The 16,628-nt window shown below is 65.8% G+C and carries 15 protein-coding genes and 3 tRNA genes; 5 read left to right on the top strand and 13 right to left on the bottom strand.

The features are described from left to right. Window positions 1-3: 3 nt before the first annotated feature. The 5 genes from AC50X7_RS11850 to AC50X7_RS11870 form a co-directional block, all read right to left on the bottom strand. Window positions 4-77: transfer RNA gene (locus AC50X7_RS11850), tRNA-Ile, on the bottom strand. A 75-nt stretch (window positions 78-152) separates the two neighbouring features. Beyond that, window positions 153-1,349: a glycosyltransferase gene (locus tag AC50X7_RS11855; RefSeq protein WP_494979179.1), complete on the bottom strand. Its 1,197-nt coding sequence runs from the start codon at window positions 1,347-1,349 to the stop codon at window positions 153-155. A gap of 99 nt (window positions 1,350-1,448) precedes the next feature. Then, window positions 1,449-2,357: a DMT family transporter gene (locus AC50X7_RS11860; RefSeq protein WP_493947310.1), complete on the bottom strand. Its 909-nt coding sequence runs from the start codon at window positions 2,355-2,357 to the stop codon at window positions 1,449-1,451. Continuing rightward, entirely contained in the window at window positions 2,357-2,980 is a 624-nt protein-coding gene (locus tag AC50X7_RS11865; protein WP_494979180.1) for a CDP-alcohol phosphatidyltransferase family protein, read from the bottom strand. The genes AC50X7_RS11860 and AC50X7_RS11865 overlap by 1 nt, the downstream gene beginning before the upstream one ends. A gap of 103 nt (window positions 2,981-3,083) precedes the next feature. Further along, entirely contained in the window at window positions 3,084-3,938 is an 855-nt protein-coding gene (locus AC50X7_RS11870; RefSeq protein WP_494979181.1) for a phage holin family protein, read from the bottom strand. A 180-nt stretch (window positions 3,939-4,118) separates the two neighbouring features. Between AC50X7_RS11870 and AC50X7_RS11875 the strand changes: the two genes are divergently transcribed. The 3 genes from AC50X7_RS11875 to AC50X7_RS11885 all read left to right on the top strand — a co-directional run bounded on the left by AC50X7_RS11875 (window position 4,119) and on the right by AC50X7_RS11885 (window position 6,088). Next, the gene (locus tag AC50X7_RS11875) at window positions 4,119-5,342 is read left to right on the top strand and encodes a multidrug effflux MFS transporter (RefSeq protein ID WP_494979182.1); all 1,224 of its coding nucleotides are present in this window, start codon (window positions 4,119-4,121) and stop codon (window positions 5,340-5,342) included. Between the two features lie 22 nt (window positions 5,343-5,364). Further along, window positions 5,365-5,556 carry a hypothetical protein gene (locus tag AC50X7_RS11880; protein ID WP_494979183.1) on the top strand — a complete coding sequence of 64 codons (192 nt, stop codon included), beginning with the start codon at window positions 5,365-5,367 and terminating at the stop codon, window positions 5,554-5,556. A gap of 124 nt (window positions 5,557-5,680) precedes the next feature. Next, window positions 5,681-6,088, top strand: coding sequence for a hypothetical protein (locus AC50X7_RS11885; RefSeq protein WP_307095727.1), 408 nt, complete (start codon window positions 5,681-5,683; stop codon window positions 6,086-6,088). Between the two features lie 49 nt (window positions 6,089-6,137). Here AC50X7_RS11885 and AC50X7_RS11890 read toward each other — a convergent pair. The 6 genes from AC50X7_RS11890 to AC50X7_RS11915 all read right to left on the bottom strand — a co-directional run bounded on the left by AC50X7_RS11890 (window position 6,138) and on the right by AC50X7_RS11915 (window position 12,456). Beyond that, window positions 6,138-6,213, bottom strand: a tRNA-Asn gene (locus AC50X7_RS11890). Between the two features lie 123 nt (window positions 6,214-6,336). Next, window positions 6,337-6,409 (bottom strand) — tRNA-Asn (locus AC50X7_RS11895). Window positions 6,410-6,487: 78 nt separating this feature from the next. After that, window positions 6,488-8,404, bottom strand: coding sequence for a DNA primase (gene dnaG / locus AC50X7_RS11900; protein WP_494979184.1), 1,917 nt, complete (start codon window positions 8,402-8,404; stop codon window positions 6,488-6,490). A gap of 52 nt (window positions 8,405-8,456) precedes the next feature. Then, the gene (locus AC50X7_RS11905) at window positions 8,457-9,755 is read right to left on the bottom strand and encodes a deoxyguanosinetriphosphate triphosphohydrolase (RefSeq protein ID WP_494979185.1); all 1,299 of its coding nucleotides are present in this window, start codon (window positions 9,753-9,755) and stop codon (window positions 8,457-8,459) included. Next, window positions 9,739-10,917, bottom strand: a complete 1,179-nt coding sequence (dusB, locus tag AC50X7_RS11910; protein ID WP_494979186.1) for a tRNA dihydrouridine synthase DusB — start codon at window positions 10,915-10,917, stop codon at window positions 9,739-9,741. The genes AC50X7_RS11905 and dusB overlap by 17 nt, the downstream gene beginning before the upstream one ends. A 69-nt stretch (window positions 10,918-10,986) precedes the next feature. Then, window positions 10,987-12,456 carry a YibE/F family protein gene (locus AC50X7_RS11915; protein ID WP_494979187.1) on the bottom strand — a complete coding sequence of 490 codons (1,470 nt, stop codon included), beginning with the start codon at window positions 12,454-12,456 and terminating at the stop codon, window positions 10,987-10,989. A gap of 84 nt (window positions 12,457-12,540) precedes the next feature. Between AC50X7_RS11915 and AC50X7_RS11920 the strand changes: the two genes are divergently transcribed. Together AC50X7_RS11920 and AC50X7_RS11925 are read left to right on the top strand one after the other, a co-directional pair. Beyond that, window positions 12,541-13,299, top strand: a complete 759-nt coding sequence (locus tag AC50X7_RS11920; RefSeq protein WP_494979261.1) for an alpha/beta hydrolase — start codon at window positions 12,541-12,543, stop codon at window positions 13,297-13,299. Beyond that, entirely contained in the window at window positions 13,296-14,096 is an 801-nt protein-coding gene (locus AC50X7_RS11925; protein WP_494979188.1) for a DUF1295 domain-containing protein, read from the top strand. The genes AC50X7_RS11920 and AC50X7_RS11925 overlap by 4 nt, the downstream gene beginning before the upstream one ends. Window positions 14,097-14,173: 77 nt before the next feature. Here AC50X7_RS11925 and AC50X7_RS11930 read toward each other — a convergent pair whose 3' ends face one another. Continuing rightward, window positions 14,174-15,199: a GNAT family N-acetyltransferase gene (locus tag AC50X7_RS11930; RefSeq protein ID WP_494979189.1), complete on the bottom strand. Its 1,026-nt coding sequence runs from the start codon at window positions 15,197-15,199 to the stop codon at window positions 14,174-14,176. Window positions 15,200-15,201: 2 nt separating this feature from the next. Then, the gene (locus AC50X7_RS11935) at window positions 15,202-16,587 is read right to left on the bottom strand and encodes a glycine--tRNA ligase (protein ID WP_494979190.1); all 1,386 of its coding nucleotides are present in this window, start codon (window positions 16,585-16,587) and stop codon (window positions 15,202-15,204) included. Between the last annotated feature and the right edge of the window lie 41 nt (window positions 16,588-16,628).

Raw genomic sequence — 16,628 nt, forward strand, 5'->3', positions numbered from 1 at the left:
GGGTAGGGCTACTCGGACTTGAACCGAGGACCTTAGGATTATGAGTCCCGCGCTCTAACCAGCTGAGCTATAGCCCCAGATGCCCTGGCTGGTCTCCGCAAAAAGGGATATCCCTGCAGGGCAGAATTACTCTAGCAAACCCCGGAAAGCGTTCAGACCACTTTGTCCTCGAAGCGCGCGCCCCGGTACAGGTCCTCGAAGGTCTGAAGGGTGCCTTCGATGCTGTGCGGTGCCACCATTTGCCGGCTGACCTGGCCCATGGCGGCACGCTGGTCTGCCGGCAGTTCAAGGATCATGGTGATCTTCTTGGCCAGGTCGTCACTGTCGTTCGGCGTGAACAGGTACCCGTTTTCGCCGTCGCGGACCAGGTGCGGCAATGCCATGGCATCCGCCAGCACCACCGGCGTTGAAGCGGACATCGCCTCCAGGGTGACCAGCGACTGCAGCTCCGCCGTCCCGGGCATGCAGAAGAGATCAGCCTTGATGTAGGCATTCCGCAGGTCCTCGTCGCTGGCCAGGCCCAGGAACTTCACCCGGTCCCCCAGCCCGAGCCGCTGGACGAGGTTTTCGAGCGAGGAACGGACTTCGCCGCCACCCACGATTTCCAGGTGCACGTTCAGCTCGGGTGGTGTCTTGCTGATGGCTTCGATCAGTACATCCACATGTTTTTCCTCGGCGAGGCGGCCGGCAAACATCACGGTGGGGTGAGCGTGCGGTTCGATGTGCTCGCCGGGCTGGAGTTCGTAGGCGGCCGAATCGATGCCGTTGGAGAGCGGGAGGACCTTGCGGAGGAAGGCGTGCTGGTGCATGGCCTTGGCCGCGAGCGGGGTGGGCGTAGTGACTACGTCAGCCCGCGCCATGACTTTGCCCATGTCCTTCCAGGAGATCCGTCCGATGATGTTTTTGAACCACTGCGGGAACGGCAGGAACGGATTCAGGTTCTCCGGCATGAAGTGGTTCGTGGCGACGATCCGGATGCCCCGCTTGTCGGCCTCGTACAGGACATGCTCGCCGATCATGTAGTGGCTTTGGATGTGGACGACGTCGGGCTTGACCCGGTCAAAAAGGATGCTGATCTCCTTCTTGATTTCCCACGGGAAGCACAGGCGGAAGTACTCATGGGTGGGGGCGGCGTGCGAGCGGAGGCGGTGCACGGTGGCCTCTGACCGGAACTCGGTGAAGCTCTTCCCGTTGTCCGCACGGCAGGCCAGCACGTGCACGTTGTGGCCCCGGCCCGTCATTCCCTTGGCCAGGCGGTAGCCGAACTGCGCGGCCCCGTTGATGTGGGGCGGGTAGGTGTCCGCGGCGATCAGGATGGTCAGAGGTTGCTGGTCTGCGGGCGTGGTCACGTGGAGAACTCCTGATGGTCACGGTGCGGACAGTTGCACTGACAGCACGGTTGGCCGCTGGCATGGCGCCGGGGCTTCGTGTAGTTGCTGGCGAAGGGACTAGTGGGACGGCCTGCCCGCGGCCTTCCGAGCGTCTTTTTTGCGCTTGGTGACCTCGGGGTGGTGCCGGGACAGGGCTATGACTCCCACGATAGCAAGGGATGCCGCCGTTCCCATCGCAATGGCCATGACGGCGTGGACATCGGGGCGGAGTTCGCCGAGGATGACAATGCCGATGGCTATTCCCACAAGGGGATCGATCACCGTGAGTCCTGCGATCACCAGGTCCGGCGGTCCCGCGGAGTAGGCGTTTTGGACAAACCATGACCCCAGCCCACCCGCAGCAATAAGGGCCACCACGGAGTACCACTGCACGTTCAGCAGGAACAGCCCGTTGGGGTCGAGCAGGTGCTTGCCGATGATCCGGGTGAGGACGGCCACGAATCCGAAGAGGACGCCGGCGCCCAGGATGTAGACGAAAGCGTTGATCCGGTGCTTGAACATTACGGCCAACGTGCCGAAGAGTCCGACAGCGAGGGCGAGCAGCAGCACAATGGTGAGTTCGGCCTCGAGGCTTACATGGTGGTTTTCCTGGGTGACGTTGACGGCCAGGAGGACAAAGAGCGCAGAGCCCGTCACACACGCGGCGATGGCCACCACGGTTGCCCGGTTGATGGTGAGGTCCTGGTCCTTGGCGTTGATGACGGTTGTGATGACGAGCGCGATGGCGCCGATTGGCTGGACTACGGTGAGCGGGGCGGACACGAGGGCCACCGCGTTCATGGCCATGCCCGCACACAGCAGCAGGAGGCCGAAGACCCAGCGCGGGTTCCGAAGGAGGCGGAGGAAACCATTCGAGCTAAGTGCCAGGCCGCCGGTGTCGGCTTTGACGGCGCTTCCCTGGCGCTGGGCTCCAAGGGCAAGGCAGAAGGCTCCAAGCAGCGCAAGCACAACGGCCACCCACACCATCAGGCGGTCCCGCCGTCGTGATGCTGCTGCATCCTGCCTTTGCGCAGGATGGCCCAGAAATAGTTGTAGGCGGCGATCCAGTGGCCGATCAGGCCAAGGCCCAGCACTATCCACGCGGCGACGAACAACTCATCCGAAAATGGGGTGTCCAGCCGGGACAGGACCAGCATCGGCGTGCCCAGGAGCAGCAGCCCGGTGCGCACCTTGCCCACTACGCTGACGGGAAGGTCCGGGTGGCCGCCGAAGAAGGACAGCGTGAGGACCAGCAGTACGGCGTCGGGGATCACCAGCGCGGCCAGATACAACCAGTGCACGACGTCCGCGATCACCAGCGTGACGGCGACGGCGATCAGCGCCAACCTGTCGGCAATGGGGTCGAGGACGCGGCCAAGCTTGGAGGCCTGGTCGAAGCGGCGCGCCACGTAGCCGTCAATCCAGTCGGTGCAGCCCATCACGGCCAGGACCACCACAGCGGCGCCGTACTCTTTTTGGGCCAGAACCAGCCATACGAAAAGCGGTACGCCCATGAACCGGACCACAGTCAGCAGGTTGGGGATGGTGAAGACGCGGTCGTGGTCCACCTGGGAGCGTCCCGGGCGGGAGCCGGCACCGATGAACCTCATCCCGACCCCTTTCCTTCCTGCTGCCCTCCGGGCACGGCTTAACGGTTTCTGCCTGCGGCCCTGCCACGCGCTGCCCGTCGGCGGCGACGTTTAAGGCCGGGTCCTAGTAGCTCCGAAGAAGCTTGCGGACCAGGACGACGAACACGGTACCGGCAGCCGCAAAGGCGGCCAATGGCTTCCACCGGCTGCCCAGGCTGCCTGCGGACTCTGAAAGAGCTGCAAGCCGGTGGCCGGCAAGGTCTTTGCCCCTTCCGGCCAGGGCCTGGCCTTGCCGGAGTTTGCCCTGTCCGGCAGCCAACAGGACCCGGGCCTGGGTTTTGACGTCGAGCTCTTGGCCGAGGTCGTCCCGGACCTCGGTGAGGTGGTGGCGGCGCTGGTTCAGGCGGCGGACAAGTTCGGGCTCGGAGGCCTGCGGGAACTCCTTGTTGTGCTCCGCCGCCTTTGCTTCCTTCTCGGCCTTTGCCTTCGCGTCGGCCTCCGCCTTGGCCGCCCTGGCCGCTTTCGCTTCGGGGCTCTGCGGATCGAGGACCGCGGGGTTGAAGGCGGAGCCCTCCTTCGCGATGCCGATATCGTGCTTGATCCCGCGGATGGTTTCCTCCGGCAGCAGGGGCATGGCCTTCTTGAATTTACGCATGCCGATCAGGCCGCCGATGAGTCCTATCAGCAGGAAAGCCGCGGAGACCAGCAGGGCAGCCAGCCACGCCGGCATGATCGTGGCGAGGCCCATGATGGCGGCAACAATCAAGCCGACCAAAAGGAAAAGGAGGAAGACGAGGGCCACTGCGAGGAAGGCGGCGGCAACTCCGACCTGGATGCCCTTGCGCTTGAGCTCGACTTTCGCGAAAGCCACTTCGTCATTGAGCTGGCGGGGCGCCAACCGGAAAAGGAGTTTAAGCGTCCTGGGCAGCGCAGCAATGCGCAATCCCGGGCTGGTCCGCCCGCTGTGACGTCCGCTCATCGGTTCCGCCTTACTGTTTCATGGCCGATTCGGCTTCCATGTGCTGCGGGAAAGTGCAGCTGCACAGTCCCCGGCACCAAAACTATCATTCAGCTGAATGACGGACCCCGGGGCTTGCCGGACGGCGCGGCCTACAACGCTGCAGAATTACTTCCCGCCCCGGGCCTAGGATTAATCTCCGTGACCATACCCAGCAATCCGGGCGATCTTCTGAGCCGCCGCCGGAAACTCCTGTACATCCTCCTCCTCGGCGCCCTGACGGCATTGGGTCCGTTCACGATTGACCTTTATCTTCCCGCCTTCCCCGCCCTGGAGGAGAGCCTCGGCGTGACCGAGGCCCAGGTCCAGCTGACCCTCGCCGGGACTACCGTGGGCTTTGCCATTGGCCAGCTGGTGGTGGGCCCCTTCAGCGACAGGTTCGGCCGCCGGACGCCGCTGATCCTTGCCACGGCCGTTCACATCGCCGCGTCGCTGGGCGCGGCCCTGTCCACCGACATCACGAGCCTTGGTATTTTCCGCGTCCTGATGGGTGTGGGTGCTGCCGGCGGCGGCGTCGTGGCGATGGCCATGGTCCGGGACCTGTTTTCCGGCTACGCATTGGTCAAGATGTTTTCCCGGATGTCCCTGGTCAGCGGGCTGGCACCGATCCTGGCGCCCGTGATCGGCTCCCAGCTGCTCCTGGTGATGCCGTGGCCGGGGATTTTTGTTTTCCTTGCCGCCTACGGCACCCTGGTCATCGTCGCCGCCCTGTTCCTGGTGCGCGAGACGCTGCCTCCGGAAAAGCGCCGGCAAAGCGGTATGACGGCCCGCCAGCGCTACCGGGTCCTCTTCAGCGACAGGGTCTTTGTTGGGCTGCTGCTGGTGGCCGGCCTGAACTTTGGCGGCCTGTTCACCTACCTTTCCGCCTCCCCTTTCCTCTTCCAGGACATTTTCGGTTTTTCCGCCCAGGAGTACGGGCTTCTCTTCGGCATCAATTCCCTGGGTATCGTCGCGGGAATCCAGACAAGCTCGCGCCTCATCCGGCGCGTCCCGCCACAGTGGATCATTGCCGCCGCCACGGCCTGGATGTTCGTCATGGCCATGCTGATCGTGGTGTTCGACCAGCTGGGGTTCGGCCTCTGGGGCGTGATGGTCCCGCTGTGGTTCTACATCATGGGCACGGGCTTTATGTTCCCCTGCGTGCAGGTGCTCGCCCTGGCCAGCCATGCTGCCCAGGCCGGTACAGCAGCTTCGCTGCTGGGTTTCGCGACCTTCATGATGGCAGGGCTCATCTCCCCGGTAGTGGGGTGGCTGGGAATCACTAGCGCCGCTCCCATGGGCGCCGTCCAGGGCGCCTGCATCCTGCTGGCAATCGCCGCCCTCTGGCTGGTGGTGCGACCGCGCACCGTGCCTTCCATCCACTGAGTCCCGTCGATCCACTGACGCCATGAAGCATCCTGAGAAGCGAAAGCCGCACCGGAACCGCCGGGGACTCTTCCTTGGGGCGGTGCTGGGCGCCGTCGCGGGCTACTTTGCCGGCCGCGCCCTGGGCAACCCCGCCATGGGGATTGTCCTGGGCATGCTCGCGGGGTCCGCTTTGCTGTACCGGGTCAACCCCGGGCCCTGGAACCGGCCCTGATCATTCCCGCACGACCCCCGCGGTGCTCCCGCATAGCCCCCGTGACGCTCCCGCCGGCCGGGCCGGGCCGTGCCGCAGCCTCCACGTCTGCCGCTGGGCGCCCGTCCCGGGATAAAATGTGTCCGTGCCCCGCCGGCAGAATCAACCGCCGCTTCCGGCCACGTGGCAACGGTGCGATACCGGGATACTGCCACTGTGGTGGGAACGGTTGTGCGCCGAGAGCGGCGAGCAGTCCGCCGCCCTCTACGCCGCCGGCCTGTTCACCGAGGACCGCCGCCGGCCGATCGCCCAGTGGTACAACCCCGCCTTCATGGCAGCACTGCTGGTAGCCCCGGAAACCTCCCCCGAGTGGCCCGTGCAGCGCTTCGGCATCTTCTACGCCCCACCGGAAACCGGCTTTGTGCGCGTCCATTCCGCGCCCCACGAGTGGAACCCGCGCCAGCCGCGAAAGTCGCCCACGGAACGGGAGGCGTTCCTGGCCGCCATCGTTGAAGCAGAGCGGTTCCTCCAAGTGGAAATGGACTTCGTCTAGGAAACGAAAAATCCCTGTCCCTCCGAGGGAGGCACAGGGATTTTCCGTTTGGCTCCTCCTGCTGGACTTGAACCAGCAACCCTTCGATTAACAGTCGAATGCTCTGCCAATTGAGCTAAGGAGGAATGAAGCAGGTACGACCTTAGCAAAGGATTCGCACCAAAGTGAAATCGGCGGTTTTGCGGGCCCGATTGCGCCGCGAGGGCATAAAAAATCCCCGTTCCGGAGGCCGGAACGGGGATTGTGCGCTCCTCCTGCTGGACTTGAACCAGCAACCCTTCGATTAACAGTCGAATGCTCTGCCAATTGAGCTAAGGAGGAATGAAGCGGGTATTAGCCTAGCAAAGGTCTGGCCGGGAAACGAAATCGGGGCCGGCGGGTGCAGTGCCGGGGACCGGGTCAGGCATCCGAGCGCAGGGCGCGGCGTTCCATTTCCAGCATCATCAGCTCGCGGTTGAGCCGCTGGTAGGTCTCTGGATCAGCCGCCGGGTCCAGCCGTTGGAGCTGGCCCATCTTGTCCGCCTTGACCCGGGTGATCTGGAGCTCGAAAAGCCGCGAGAGGATGTCACGGCAGTACTTCTGCACTGCTTCCTCCGTACTGGCGGGCAACGGCACCACGGCCAGTTCGGACACCAGGGGCCGCAGCGGTTCGGGAACTTCGTTCATCACGTGCTCCACCCAGCGGACCGGGTCAGCAGTGAGTGCCGGGTCCGTGGCGCGCATGGCGTCATGGACTGCCTGAAAGGCCGGTGTAGCGAACCGGGCAGCGGCAAAGCGCTCCCAGACCCCGCCGCCGAGCAGCGCAGGCTCCTGCAGTGCCACCTCCAGGGCCTGGCGTTCCATGGAGGCCACCGGATCGCGGGGGTCCGGGCGGTGGAAGGACGGGACAGCGCCCGACGGCGGCCCGGCAGCTACGCCGGGTCCGCCAGGTTGGGCGGCGCCTGCGGGAGTCCGGGGATCGGCGGCGGGTGGCCCACCTTGGTCTCCGCGCTTTACGGCAGCGGTCACCATGCGCAGCACTTCGTTGGGGTCCGGCATGCCCAGCCATCCCGTGAGGGCCTGGCAATAGCCCGTGCGGGTGGACGCGTCCCGGATGGCGGCAACCACCGGTACGGAGGCCTTCAGGCCCTGCACGCGCCCTTCCACGGTGTCCAGGTTGAACTGCTTGAGCGTGGTGCGGATGGCGAACTCGAACAGCGGCCGCCGCGACTGCACCAACGCGTGTACTGCCTCGTCGCCCTTGCTTTGGCGCAGGTCGCAGGGATCCGCCCCCGTGGGCTCCACGGCCACAAATGTCTGGGCGGTGAAACGCTGGTCCTCTTCGAAGGCCCGCAGTGCCGCCTTCTGGCCCGCGGCGTCGCCGTCGAAGGTGAAGATGACCTCTCCCCCGGTGCCGTCGTCCGAAAGCAGCCTCCGGGCTACCTTGATGTGCTCGGTGCCGAACGCGGTGCCACAGGTGGCAACCGCCGTCGGGACCCCCGCGAGATGGCATGCCATCACATCTGTGTAGCCCTCCACCACCACCAGCTGCCGGTCCTTGGCGATGTTGCGCTTGGCGAGATCGATCCCGTAGAGCACCTGGGATTTCTTGTAGAGCGTGGTCTCCGGGGTGTTCAGGTACTTGGGGCCTTGGTCGTCCTCGTAGAGCTTGCGGGCGCCGAAGCCGATGGTGTCCCCCGCGATGTCCCGGATGGGCCAGATGAGGCGGCCGCGGAAACGGTCGTAGATGCCCCGGTTTCCTTCCGAAAACATGCCCGTCAGCTTCAACTCGGCATCGGTGAAGCCCCGGTTGCGAAGGTGCTTGAGCAGCGCGTCCCAGCCCTGCGGGGCGTACCCGACGCCGAACTGCTCGGCGGCGGCACGGTCGAACCCGCGGCCGTGCAGGAAGGTACGTCCCTCAGCGGCCCCCGGCGTGAGCAGTTGCGCCTGGAAGAACTCGTCGGCGATTTTGTGGGCGTCCAGCAGCCGCTGCCTGCGACCCACTTCCTCGCGGCTGGGGCCGGTACCGCCGTCCTCGTACCGGAGTTCATAGCCGATCCGGGATGCCAGCTTCTCCACGGCTTCCTGGAAGGAGCTGTGGTCCTGCTTCTGGACGAACGCAATGACGTCGCCATCCTCGCCGCAGCCGAAGCAGTGGTAGCGGCCTACCTGGGGACGGACGGTGAAGGACGGCGAGCGCTCGTCATGGAAGGGGCACAGGCCCTTGAAGGTCCCCAGCCCGGCGCCCTTGAGCGTGACGTAGCCGTCAACCACTTCCTTGATGTCCGTGCGCTGGCGTACTTCGTCAATATCTTCACGTTTGATCAGCCCAGCCACAGAGCAATCCTAGCCCCGGGGTACGACGGCGGCCGGCGCCTTATGGCGTTCCTCACCACAGCGACGGAAGGCTCCCCACCAGGCGTTCGTACATGGCCAGCGCCGAGCCGTCGGTGAGTGATGCCACCTGGTCGATCACAACGCGAAGGCGCGCACCGTCGTCTGGCGCATCCCGCCAGTCTGCAGCGAACATCGGCTCGAGGTGCCGGTCGCCGGTGGCGCTCAGGGCGGTGACCAGGGCGTGCAGCACTTCGCGCTGGCGCTCGTAGATGGGCTGGCGGTGATCCGTGGTCATCACAAAGGTGGTGGCCAGGCCCTTCATGACGGCGATTTCCATCACGGTCTCGTCCGGCACCATGAGCTGGGCGTTGTAGCGCGTCAGGTTCTCTGGACCGTAGACAGCGCGGGTGGTTTCCAGGGCGCTCTGGCAGAACCGGCCGATCAGCTGGCTGGTCATGTTCTTCAGGGCTGCCATGGATTTGCGGCTGCCGTCGGCTTCGCGCACCCACACGTCCGTGGCTTCCAGCCGCGCCAGCGCGGCGTCGATCGCGGCGGGATCGTTGTGCGGCAGGTACCACTGCTTGGCGTAGCCAACCACCCGGGCGCGGTGGTCCGGATTGTCCATCCAGCGGAGCTGGAAGTGTCCGGCCACGATCGCGTCCTCGACGTCGTGCACTGAGTAGGAAATGTCGTCGGCGAGGTCCATGACCTGGGCCTCCAGGCATGATTGGCGCTCCGGGGCACCCTGGCGGATCCAGTTGAAGATCGGAAGATCGTCCTCATAGGCGCCGAACTTGCTGGTCCGCTGTCCCTGGATCACCGGGGCTTCCAGCGCGGACCAGGGGTACTTCGCTGCGGCGTCCAGGCTGGCCCTGGTGAGGTTCAGCCCGGCCGGCTGGTTATCTGCCGTCAGCACCTTGGGCTCCAGGCGCGTCAGCAGCCGGAGGGTCTGGGCGTTGCCTTCGAAGCCGCCGATGGCGTGGGCAACCTCGTTCAGCGCAGATTCCCCGTTGTGGCCAAACGGCGGGTGGCCCAGGTCGTGGCTGAGGCAGGCGGTGTCCACCACGTCCGGGTCGCAGCCCAGGGCGCGGCCCAGTTCGCGGCCCACCTGGGCCACTTCCAGGCTGTGGGTGAGGCGGGTCCGGACAAAGTCGTCCGTGTCCGGCGCCACCACCTGCGTCTTGGCGCCCAGCCTGCGGAGCGCGGAGGAATGCAGCACCCTGGCGCGGTCACGCTCAAAGTCCGAACGGTAAACGTTTTTGCTCGGCTCCTCCACCCAGCGGGCGGAATCGTGGCTGTCGTAGCCCGGCAGCACCGGTGCGGCGGTTCGTGTCTCAGCCACCGGAAACATCCAGTTCCGCAGCGGAGATGTCCCGCGACTGGTCAGCGTTGAGTGCCCGCGATTCCAGCCAGTCCTTCGGCAGCGCGGGCCTCTTCGGTGAGCCTGCCCGCCCGCGGGGACCTTCGGCGTCGCCGCCCGGGTAGGGCGAGTCCAGGTCCAGCTCGGCGAGCGTATCCCGCAGCACCTGCAGGCTGGTCACGAGGGCCAGGCGGGTGCGCAGTTCCCCGCCCACCACGTAGCCCTTGAAGTACCAGGCGATGTGCTTTCGGATTTCGCGCAGGGCCTTGCCCTCGTCACCGAACGTTTCCACCATGAGTTCCGCGTGCCGGTACACACCCTCGGCCACCTGGCGCAGGTTGGGCCGGAAGCGGGTGTCGCTGCCTTCGAAGGCTGCCTGCAGGTCCCCGAACAGCCAGGGCCGGCCCTGGCAGCCGCGGCCCACCACCACGCCGTCAACACCTGTTTCCCGGACCATCCGTACCGCGTCTTCCGCAGACCAGATGTCGCCGTTGCCCAGCACCGGGATGTCGGGCAGCGCCTCGCGAAGGCGGGCGATCGCAGACCAGTCAGCCTGTCCGGAGTAGAACTGGGCGGCTGTCCTGCCATGAAGGGCGACGGCGGCGACCCCGGAATCGCGGGCGATCCGGCCGGCGTCGAGGTACGTGAGGTGGTCGTCGTCGATGCCCTTGCGCATCTTGATGGTGAGCGGGACGTTGCCCTTGGAGGCTTCCTTGACGGCGGTCTGCACAATTGAGGTGAAGAGGTCGATCTTCCAGGGCAGGGCCGAGCCGCCACCGCGCCGGGTGACTTTGGGAACGGGGCAGCCGAAGTTCAGGTCGATGTGGTCCGCCCGGTCTTCCTCAACGAGCATCTGCACGGCGCGGCCCACTGTTACCGGGTCCACGCCGTACAGCTGGACGGACCGGACCTTTTCGTCGTCGTCGTGGGAGATGATGCGCAGGGACTCAGGCGTCCGTTCCACCAGGGCGCGGGAGGTGACCATTTCCGCCACATACATGCCGCCGCCGTACTCGCGGCACAAACGACGGAAGGCCGAGTTGGTGATCCCGGCCATGGGCGCCAGGATCACGGGGGTGTCCACGGTGATGGGGCCAAGCTTCAGGGGCGGGAGTTCCAGCCTGGGGGCGGGAGGAGTTGCTGTAACAGTCACCTGTCCATTGTTGCAAAGCCGGGCAAATCGTGAGTGCCGGCAGGTCCCGCTCCCTGGCAGCCACCGCTGTCAGTCCCGCTCTGCAGCCCTGCGCCCCCGCCGGGTCTGGAGGGCCGCGGCCGCGAGCGTGCCCGTATCGGAGACATCATCAGGATTGACAACCGGTTGCGTTCCCGGGTGGGCTGACCCTCGAGCGGCTGTGGCCTGGCCATGGTCCATGTCCACTCCACGGCCGCCGGAGTCCGGAAGCTCCGCTGCCCGTGCACCGGTCGCCTTCACCACCAGCACGGCAATCAGGGTGGTCACCGGGATCGCCAGGACCAGGCCAATGGAACCAACCAGGGTCCGGATGACCTCTTCGGACAGCTCAGCGCTGGTGAGGGTATCCGCGAGCGGGCGGTCGTAGAGCATCACGATGATGAGGATCGGCAGGGCGGCGCCGGCGTAGGCGAACGCGATGGTGTACACGGTGGAGGCGATGTGGTCACGCCCGATGCGCATTGCAGAGGTGAACAGTTTCCGCGCGCTGCTGCCGGGTGCCAGTTCGTACAGCTCCCACACCGCAGAGGACTGTGTGATGGTCACATCGTTCAGGACACCAAGCCCCGAGATGATGAGCCCGCACAGGATCACGCCCGAGATGGAGATGTTGGCCGACGTGTTCACCAGGGTGGTTGCCTCGTGGTTGCCTACTCCGGCAAGGTTTGCGGCGCCCGTGGCCCAGGCTGCGAGGAGCGCCGTGATCCCCAGCCCGAACATGGTGCCCAGAAGGGCGGTTGAGGTCCGGGCCGAGAAGCCGTGGGCGAAGTACAGGACCCCGATCATGATCACCGTTGATCCCACCAGGGCCAGCAGCAGCGGGGGTTTGCCTTCCACCAGGCCGGGAAGCATAAAGCTGGCCAGCACGAAGTACGCACCGACCAGTCCGATCAGTGCCCGGAGGCCGCGCCAGCGGGCCACCGCGATGACCACCGCGGCATAAAGCAGTGCGAGCAGGACTATCGGCAGGGTCCGGACGAAGTCCACAAAGATAAAGGCCGGCGAACCCTGTGACGCTGACGCGCCCTGGGCGTTGGACAGGTTCAGGTAGCGGATCTGGTCACCGGGCTTGACCCCGTGGGACTTCGCGACGTCCGGGTTGATGACCACCTTCACCGGGCTTCCGCCCTTGTCCGGTTCGGTGAAGGCAAACGTACAGTCGGATCCCTGCTGGGATTGGCCCTGCTGGTTCTGGCCTTGTTCGCCCGTACCCGGCTGGCCTTGATCCTGCTGGGCCACGCCCTGCATGCAGTTTTCGGTGACCACGCTTTGGATGCTGCCCGTATCGAACGTGACCCCCGGGGCGGCGGAATAGGGGTTGGCCAGGGAGATGCCTTCCTTGCTCCCGGAGGGCCACAGCATGGCCATGCCTGCCAGGGTCAGGAGCGTCAGGGGAATCAGCACCGCGGCGAGGATGCGGTTTGCCTTCCGGCGGGCGGCCATCGCCTGCGGCGTCGGCTCCGAATGACCTGTAGAAGCGTGGGAGTGACCGGACCCCATCAGCAGTAGAACCTCATACGTTGAACTCTACGTCCGGCACCATAGGGTTGATAAATGGATCGTCAGAACTGGGAGGAACCGGGCATGGCCAACCGCAGCACAGGGGAAAGCGGCAGTTTTAATGCCGCGGGAACCGCAGCCGAATCTGACCGCCAGGCCGTGCTCAGCGTGCTTCCCCCGTCCGGGCCCACCCTGGGGGTTGCCCTGGTGCTGCACGGAGGAAAATCCCACAGCCGCGAACCGGTGGAATCGACCCACCTGAGCCCGGCAAGGATGGTCCCCTTCGCGCGGCACCTGCACCGGGCCGGCAGAAAACACGGGCTCGCTGTGTGGTCCCTGCGCAACAGCGTGCGCGGCTGGAACGGGGCTGACATGTCGCCCCTGCAGGATGCGCGCTGGGCCCTGGAACAGATCAGCAGCCGGCACCCGGGTGTGCCGGTATTCCTGGTGGGCCACTCGATGGGCGGGCTGACCGCGGTCTGCGCTGCGGACCACGTGCAGGTGGAAGCTGTTGTGGCCCTGGCGCCCTGGCTCAGCCCTGGGACTCCGGTTTCAGCAGTGGCCGGCCGGAAGGTGCTTATTGTCCACGGCACCCTCGACAGGTGGACCAGCCCCTCGGCGTCGCTCGCGTTTGCACGCCGCGCCGCCGCAAACGCTGAATCCATGCAGTACGTTGCCCTCAAAGGCGTTGGGCATTTCATGTTCCGCAAGATCCGGCTGTGGCATACGCTCTCCACCGGGTATGTCCTGAAGGCCTTCCAGGAATCAACCGGGGCGGACGTGGCCCTGCCCCGGGGCTTTGACGAACTGCTGCCGGCATCGGCGGTCCAGGTGACCCTGTGACCCCCTTCCCCTGGGCGGACTTTGCCGCCACCCTGCCCTGGACCGCGCTCGCCGTCGTCGTGGTCCTGGTAATCACGTTCGCCCTAGCCGTCCGCCAGGGCCGGCACTCGGTGATGGATGTGGCGTGGGGTCCGGGATTCGTGGCCGTCGCGGTGGTGTCCTGGTGCCTTTCCGCCGGAATTGGCGACGACGCGAGGCGCCTGGTGCTCCTCCTGCTGACCGCGGTATGGGGCCTGCGGCTGGGTGCCCATATCGGCTGGCGCGCCCGCGACGGCCATGAGGACCCCCGGTACCAGGCCATGCTCAGCAGTGCGCCCGGCAACAGGAATGCCTATGCGCTCCGGCGGGTCTACCTGCCGCAGGGCCTGGTGATGTTCTTTGTTTCGCTGCCCGTCCAGGTTGGTATGTCCGCCACCGGCGGCATTGGCTGGCTTGCGCTCCTGGGCGTCCTGCTCTGGCTCACCGGGTTCGCTTTCGAAACCGTGGGCGACTGGCAGCTGCAGCAGTTCAAGCGGGACACCAGCCGTCGTGGAACTGTCCTGGACACCGGCCTGTGGCGCTATACCCGGCACCCCAACTACTTCGGCGACGCCGCCGTATGGACTGGTTTGTTCCTGATCGCCGCCGATTCGTGGCCCGGAATCCTGACTGTGCTCTCGCCAGCGCTGATGGTGTGGACCTTGGCGGCGAAGACGGGCAAGCCGCTGACGGAGAAGGCGATGTCCGGGCGCCCAGGCTACCGCGAGTACGTTGAAGCCACCAGCGGCTTTATCCCCCGGCCGCCGAAGCGCCACTGACCCAAAAAAGCTAGCGCCAAGTGCCGTTCTGGACCGTCAAAACGACACTTGGCGCCACTCAGTTGGCTGGAGACTGCCTAGTCCGAGACGACCAGGGTTTCCGGACCGGAGAGGCGCGCCTTGCCGTTGTCGAGCAGGGGCTCGACGGCGGCGCGCAGGGCTGTCATGGAATCGTCCAGTTCCAGCATGACAGGGTGCTGGTACGCAATCAGCGCGAGCATGTCCCGGACGGCTTCGGCGGCGTCATCCGCGGCAAGCGCCGGTTCGTGGCCAACAAACACGTCCGTAGGTTCCTGGCCGCTCTGGCCCGTGTCCTCTTCCGGACCCTGGGCCGGCGCTGCGTAACTAACGGCGAAGGCACGGATCCGGCCCTTCTTGCTCGGCGCCACCCCCGAACCGAAGGCGGACCCAGGCTGGGCACGCAGGACAATCGCGCCGTGCGCACCGGTGAGGTCGTCCAGGAACAGCTTCTGGACCTGGCCCACGGACAGCACGCCCGGTGAATCCCACCCGTGGATGGCAGTGTAATAGCGCCCCACCACGTCGGTGAGTTCCACTGAGCCGGTGGCCAGGTCCATCACCACGTCGGAGCCCGCGTTTTCGTCGCTGGCCGGCCCGCCGCCGTCGTCCTTCGCCGGGAATACGGGAAGCCTCAGGGCACCCGGTTCCACCACCACCAGCCGTGAACGCTGGATGGGCGAAAGGCCGAAGGCTTCCGCAAAAGCGGCGCCGGGGGTGCCCGGCTCCACCTTGGCGCGGAGCCTGGTCACGCCCGACGGCGACTGTTCGGCTTCGCGGCGCAGCATGGTCAGGAGCGTCGTACCGACGCCCGAGCGCCGGTGATCGCGGGCCACCTCGACGTACGTCCACAGCCGCTCAGGGTGCAGGGAGGCCTCGTACACAACGCCCGCCGCGACAGGAATTCCGACGCCGTCCACCACGTCCTCGGCCACGATGCACCGCCGCCACGGCGAGCCGTCGCCGTCGGAAGAAGGCGCAAGGGCACCGCGGAACTGCCGTGCCTGGTGGGTTTCGGGGCCGCCCCAGATCTCAAGGAGGGCCAGGTCATCGCCCTCGCGCCATTCGCGGTATTCGATGGCCACTGCTAGGCGCCGATCAGGCGTGCGGCCAGGTAGCCCTCAACCTTGTCCAAGGAGACGCGCTCCTGGCTCATGGTGTCCCGCTCACGGATGGTCACGGCCTGGTCCTCGAGGGTGTCGAAGTCCACGGTGATGCAGAAAGGGGTACCGATTTCGTCCTGGCGGCGGTAGCGGCGGCCGATGGCGCCGGCGTCGTCGAAGTCGATGTTCCAGTTCTTCCGCAGCTGGGCGCCGAGGTCCTTTGCCTTCGGGGAGAGGTCCTCGTTGCGGCTCAGGGGCAGCACGGCGGCTTTGACCGGGGCCAGGCGCGGGTCCAGCTTCAGGACTGTGCGGACATCAACGCCGCCCTTGGCGTTGGGGGCCTCGTCCTCGGTGTAGGCGTCCACCAGGAACGCCATAAAGGAACGGGTGAGGCCCGCGGCGGGTTCGATCACGTAGGGGGTGTAGCGCTCGTTGGTGGCCTGGTTGAAGTAGCTCAAATCCGTGCCGGAGGCCTTGGCGTGCGTGGAGAGGTCGAAGTCGGTCCGGTTGGCGATGCCTTCGAGCTCGCCCCATTCCGAGCCCTGGAAGCCGAAGCGGTACTCGATGTCCGTGGTGCCCTTGGAGTAGTGGCTCAGCTTCTCCAGCGGGTGCTCGAAGAAGCGCAGGTTTTCCTCGCGGATGCCCAAGTCTGTGTACCAGGACATGCGCTCCTTCATCCAGTACTGGTGCCATTCCTCATCGGTTCCGGGCTCAACGAAGAACTCCATCTCCATCTGTTCAAATTCACGGGTACGGAAGATGAAGTTGCCGGGGGTGATCTCGTTGCGGAAGGACTTGCCGATCTGGCCGATGCCGAACGGCGGCTTCTTGCGGGAGGTGGTGAGCACGTTGTTGAAATTGACGAAGATGCCCTGGGCCGTTTCCGGGCGCAGGTAGTGCATGCCTTCCTCGCTGGCCACCGGGCCGAGGAAGGTCTTGAGCAGGCCGGAGAATTCCTGGGGTTCGGTCCATTCGCCGCGGGTGCCGCAGTTGGCGCAGGCGATGTCCTTCAGGCCGTTCTCGGCGGGGCGGCCCTTTTTTTCCTCGTACTCTTCCTCGAGGTGGTCCGCGCGGTAGCGCTTGTGGCAGGAGAGGCATTCCACCAGCGGATCGGAGAAGACCTCCACGTGGCCGGAGGCTTCCCATACCTGGCGGGGCAGGATGACGGAGGAGTCAAGGCCCACCACGTCCTCGCGGCCGCGGACCATGGACTGCCACCACTGGCGCTTGATGTTTTCCTTCAGTTCGGCACCGAGGGGCCCGTAGTCCCAGGCAGAACGCGAACCTCCGTAGATCTCACCGGCCTGGAACACAAAACCCCTCCGCTTGGAGAGGGAAATGACCTGGTCGAGAACGGATTTTGCTGCCATGGGGAAACTCCAATTTCTACAGGGCCGCTGGGTGCGGTCCG

The sequence above is a fragment of the Pseudarthrobacter sp. Hb11 genome, assembly GCF_059383655.1.

What these genes read in the sequence shown, in the direction of transcription:
- AC50X7_RS11915 (WP_494979187.1), bottom strand. Translation starts at nt 12,456, where the DNA reads ATGGGGTCCGGTCACTCCCACGCTTCTACAGGTCATTCGGAGCCGACG.
- AC50X7_RS11880 (WP_494979183.1), top strand. Translation starts at nt 5,365, where the DNA reads ATGAAGCATCCTGAGAAGCGAAAGCCGCACCGGAACCGCCGGGGACTC.
- AC50X7_RS11860 (WP_493947310.1), bottom strand. Translation starts at nt 2,357, where the DNA reads ATGGTGTGGGTGGCCGTTGTGCTTGCGCTGCTTGGAGCCTTCTGCCTT.
- AC50X7_RS11920 (WP_494979261.1), top strand. Translation starts at nt 12,541, where the DNA reads ATGGCCAACCGCAGCACAGGGGAAAGCGGCAGTTTTAATGCCGCGGGA.
- AC50X7_RS11905 (WP_494979185.1), bottom strand. Translation starts at nt 9,755, where the DNA reads ATGTTTCCGGTGGCTGAGACACGAACCGCCGCACCGGTGCTGCCGGGC.
- AC50X7_RS11865 (WP_494979180.1), bottom strand. Translation starts at nt 2,980, where the DNA reads ATGAGGTTCATCGGTGCCGGCTCCCGCCCGGGACGCTCCCAGGTGGAC.
- AC50X7_RS11870 (WP_494979181.1), bottom strand. Translation starts at nt 3,938, where the DNA reads ATGAGCGGACGTCACAGCGGGCGGACCAGCCCGGGATTGCGCATTGCT.
- AC50X7_RS11935 (WP_494979190.1), bottom strand. Translation starts at nt 16,587, where the DNA reads ATGGCAGCAAAATCCGTTCTCGACCAGGTCATTTCCCTCTCCAAGCGG.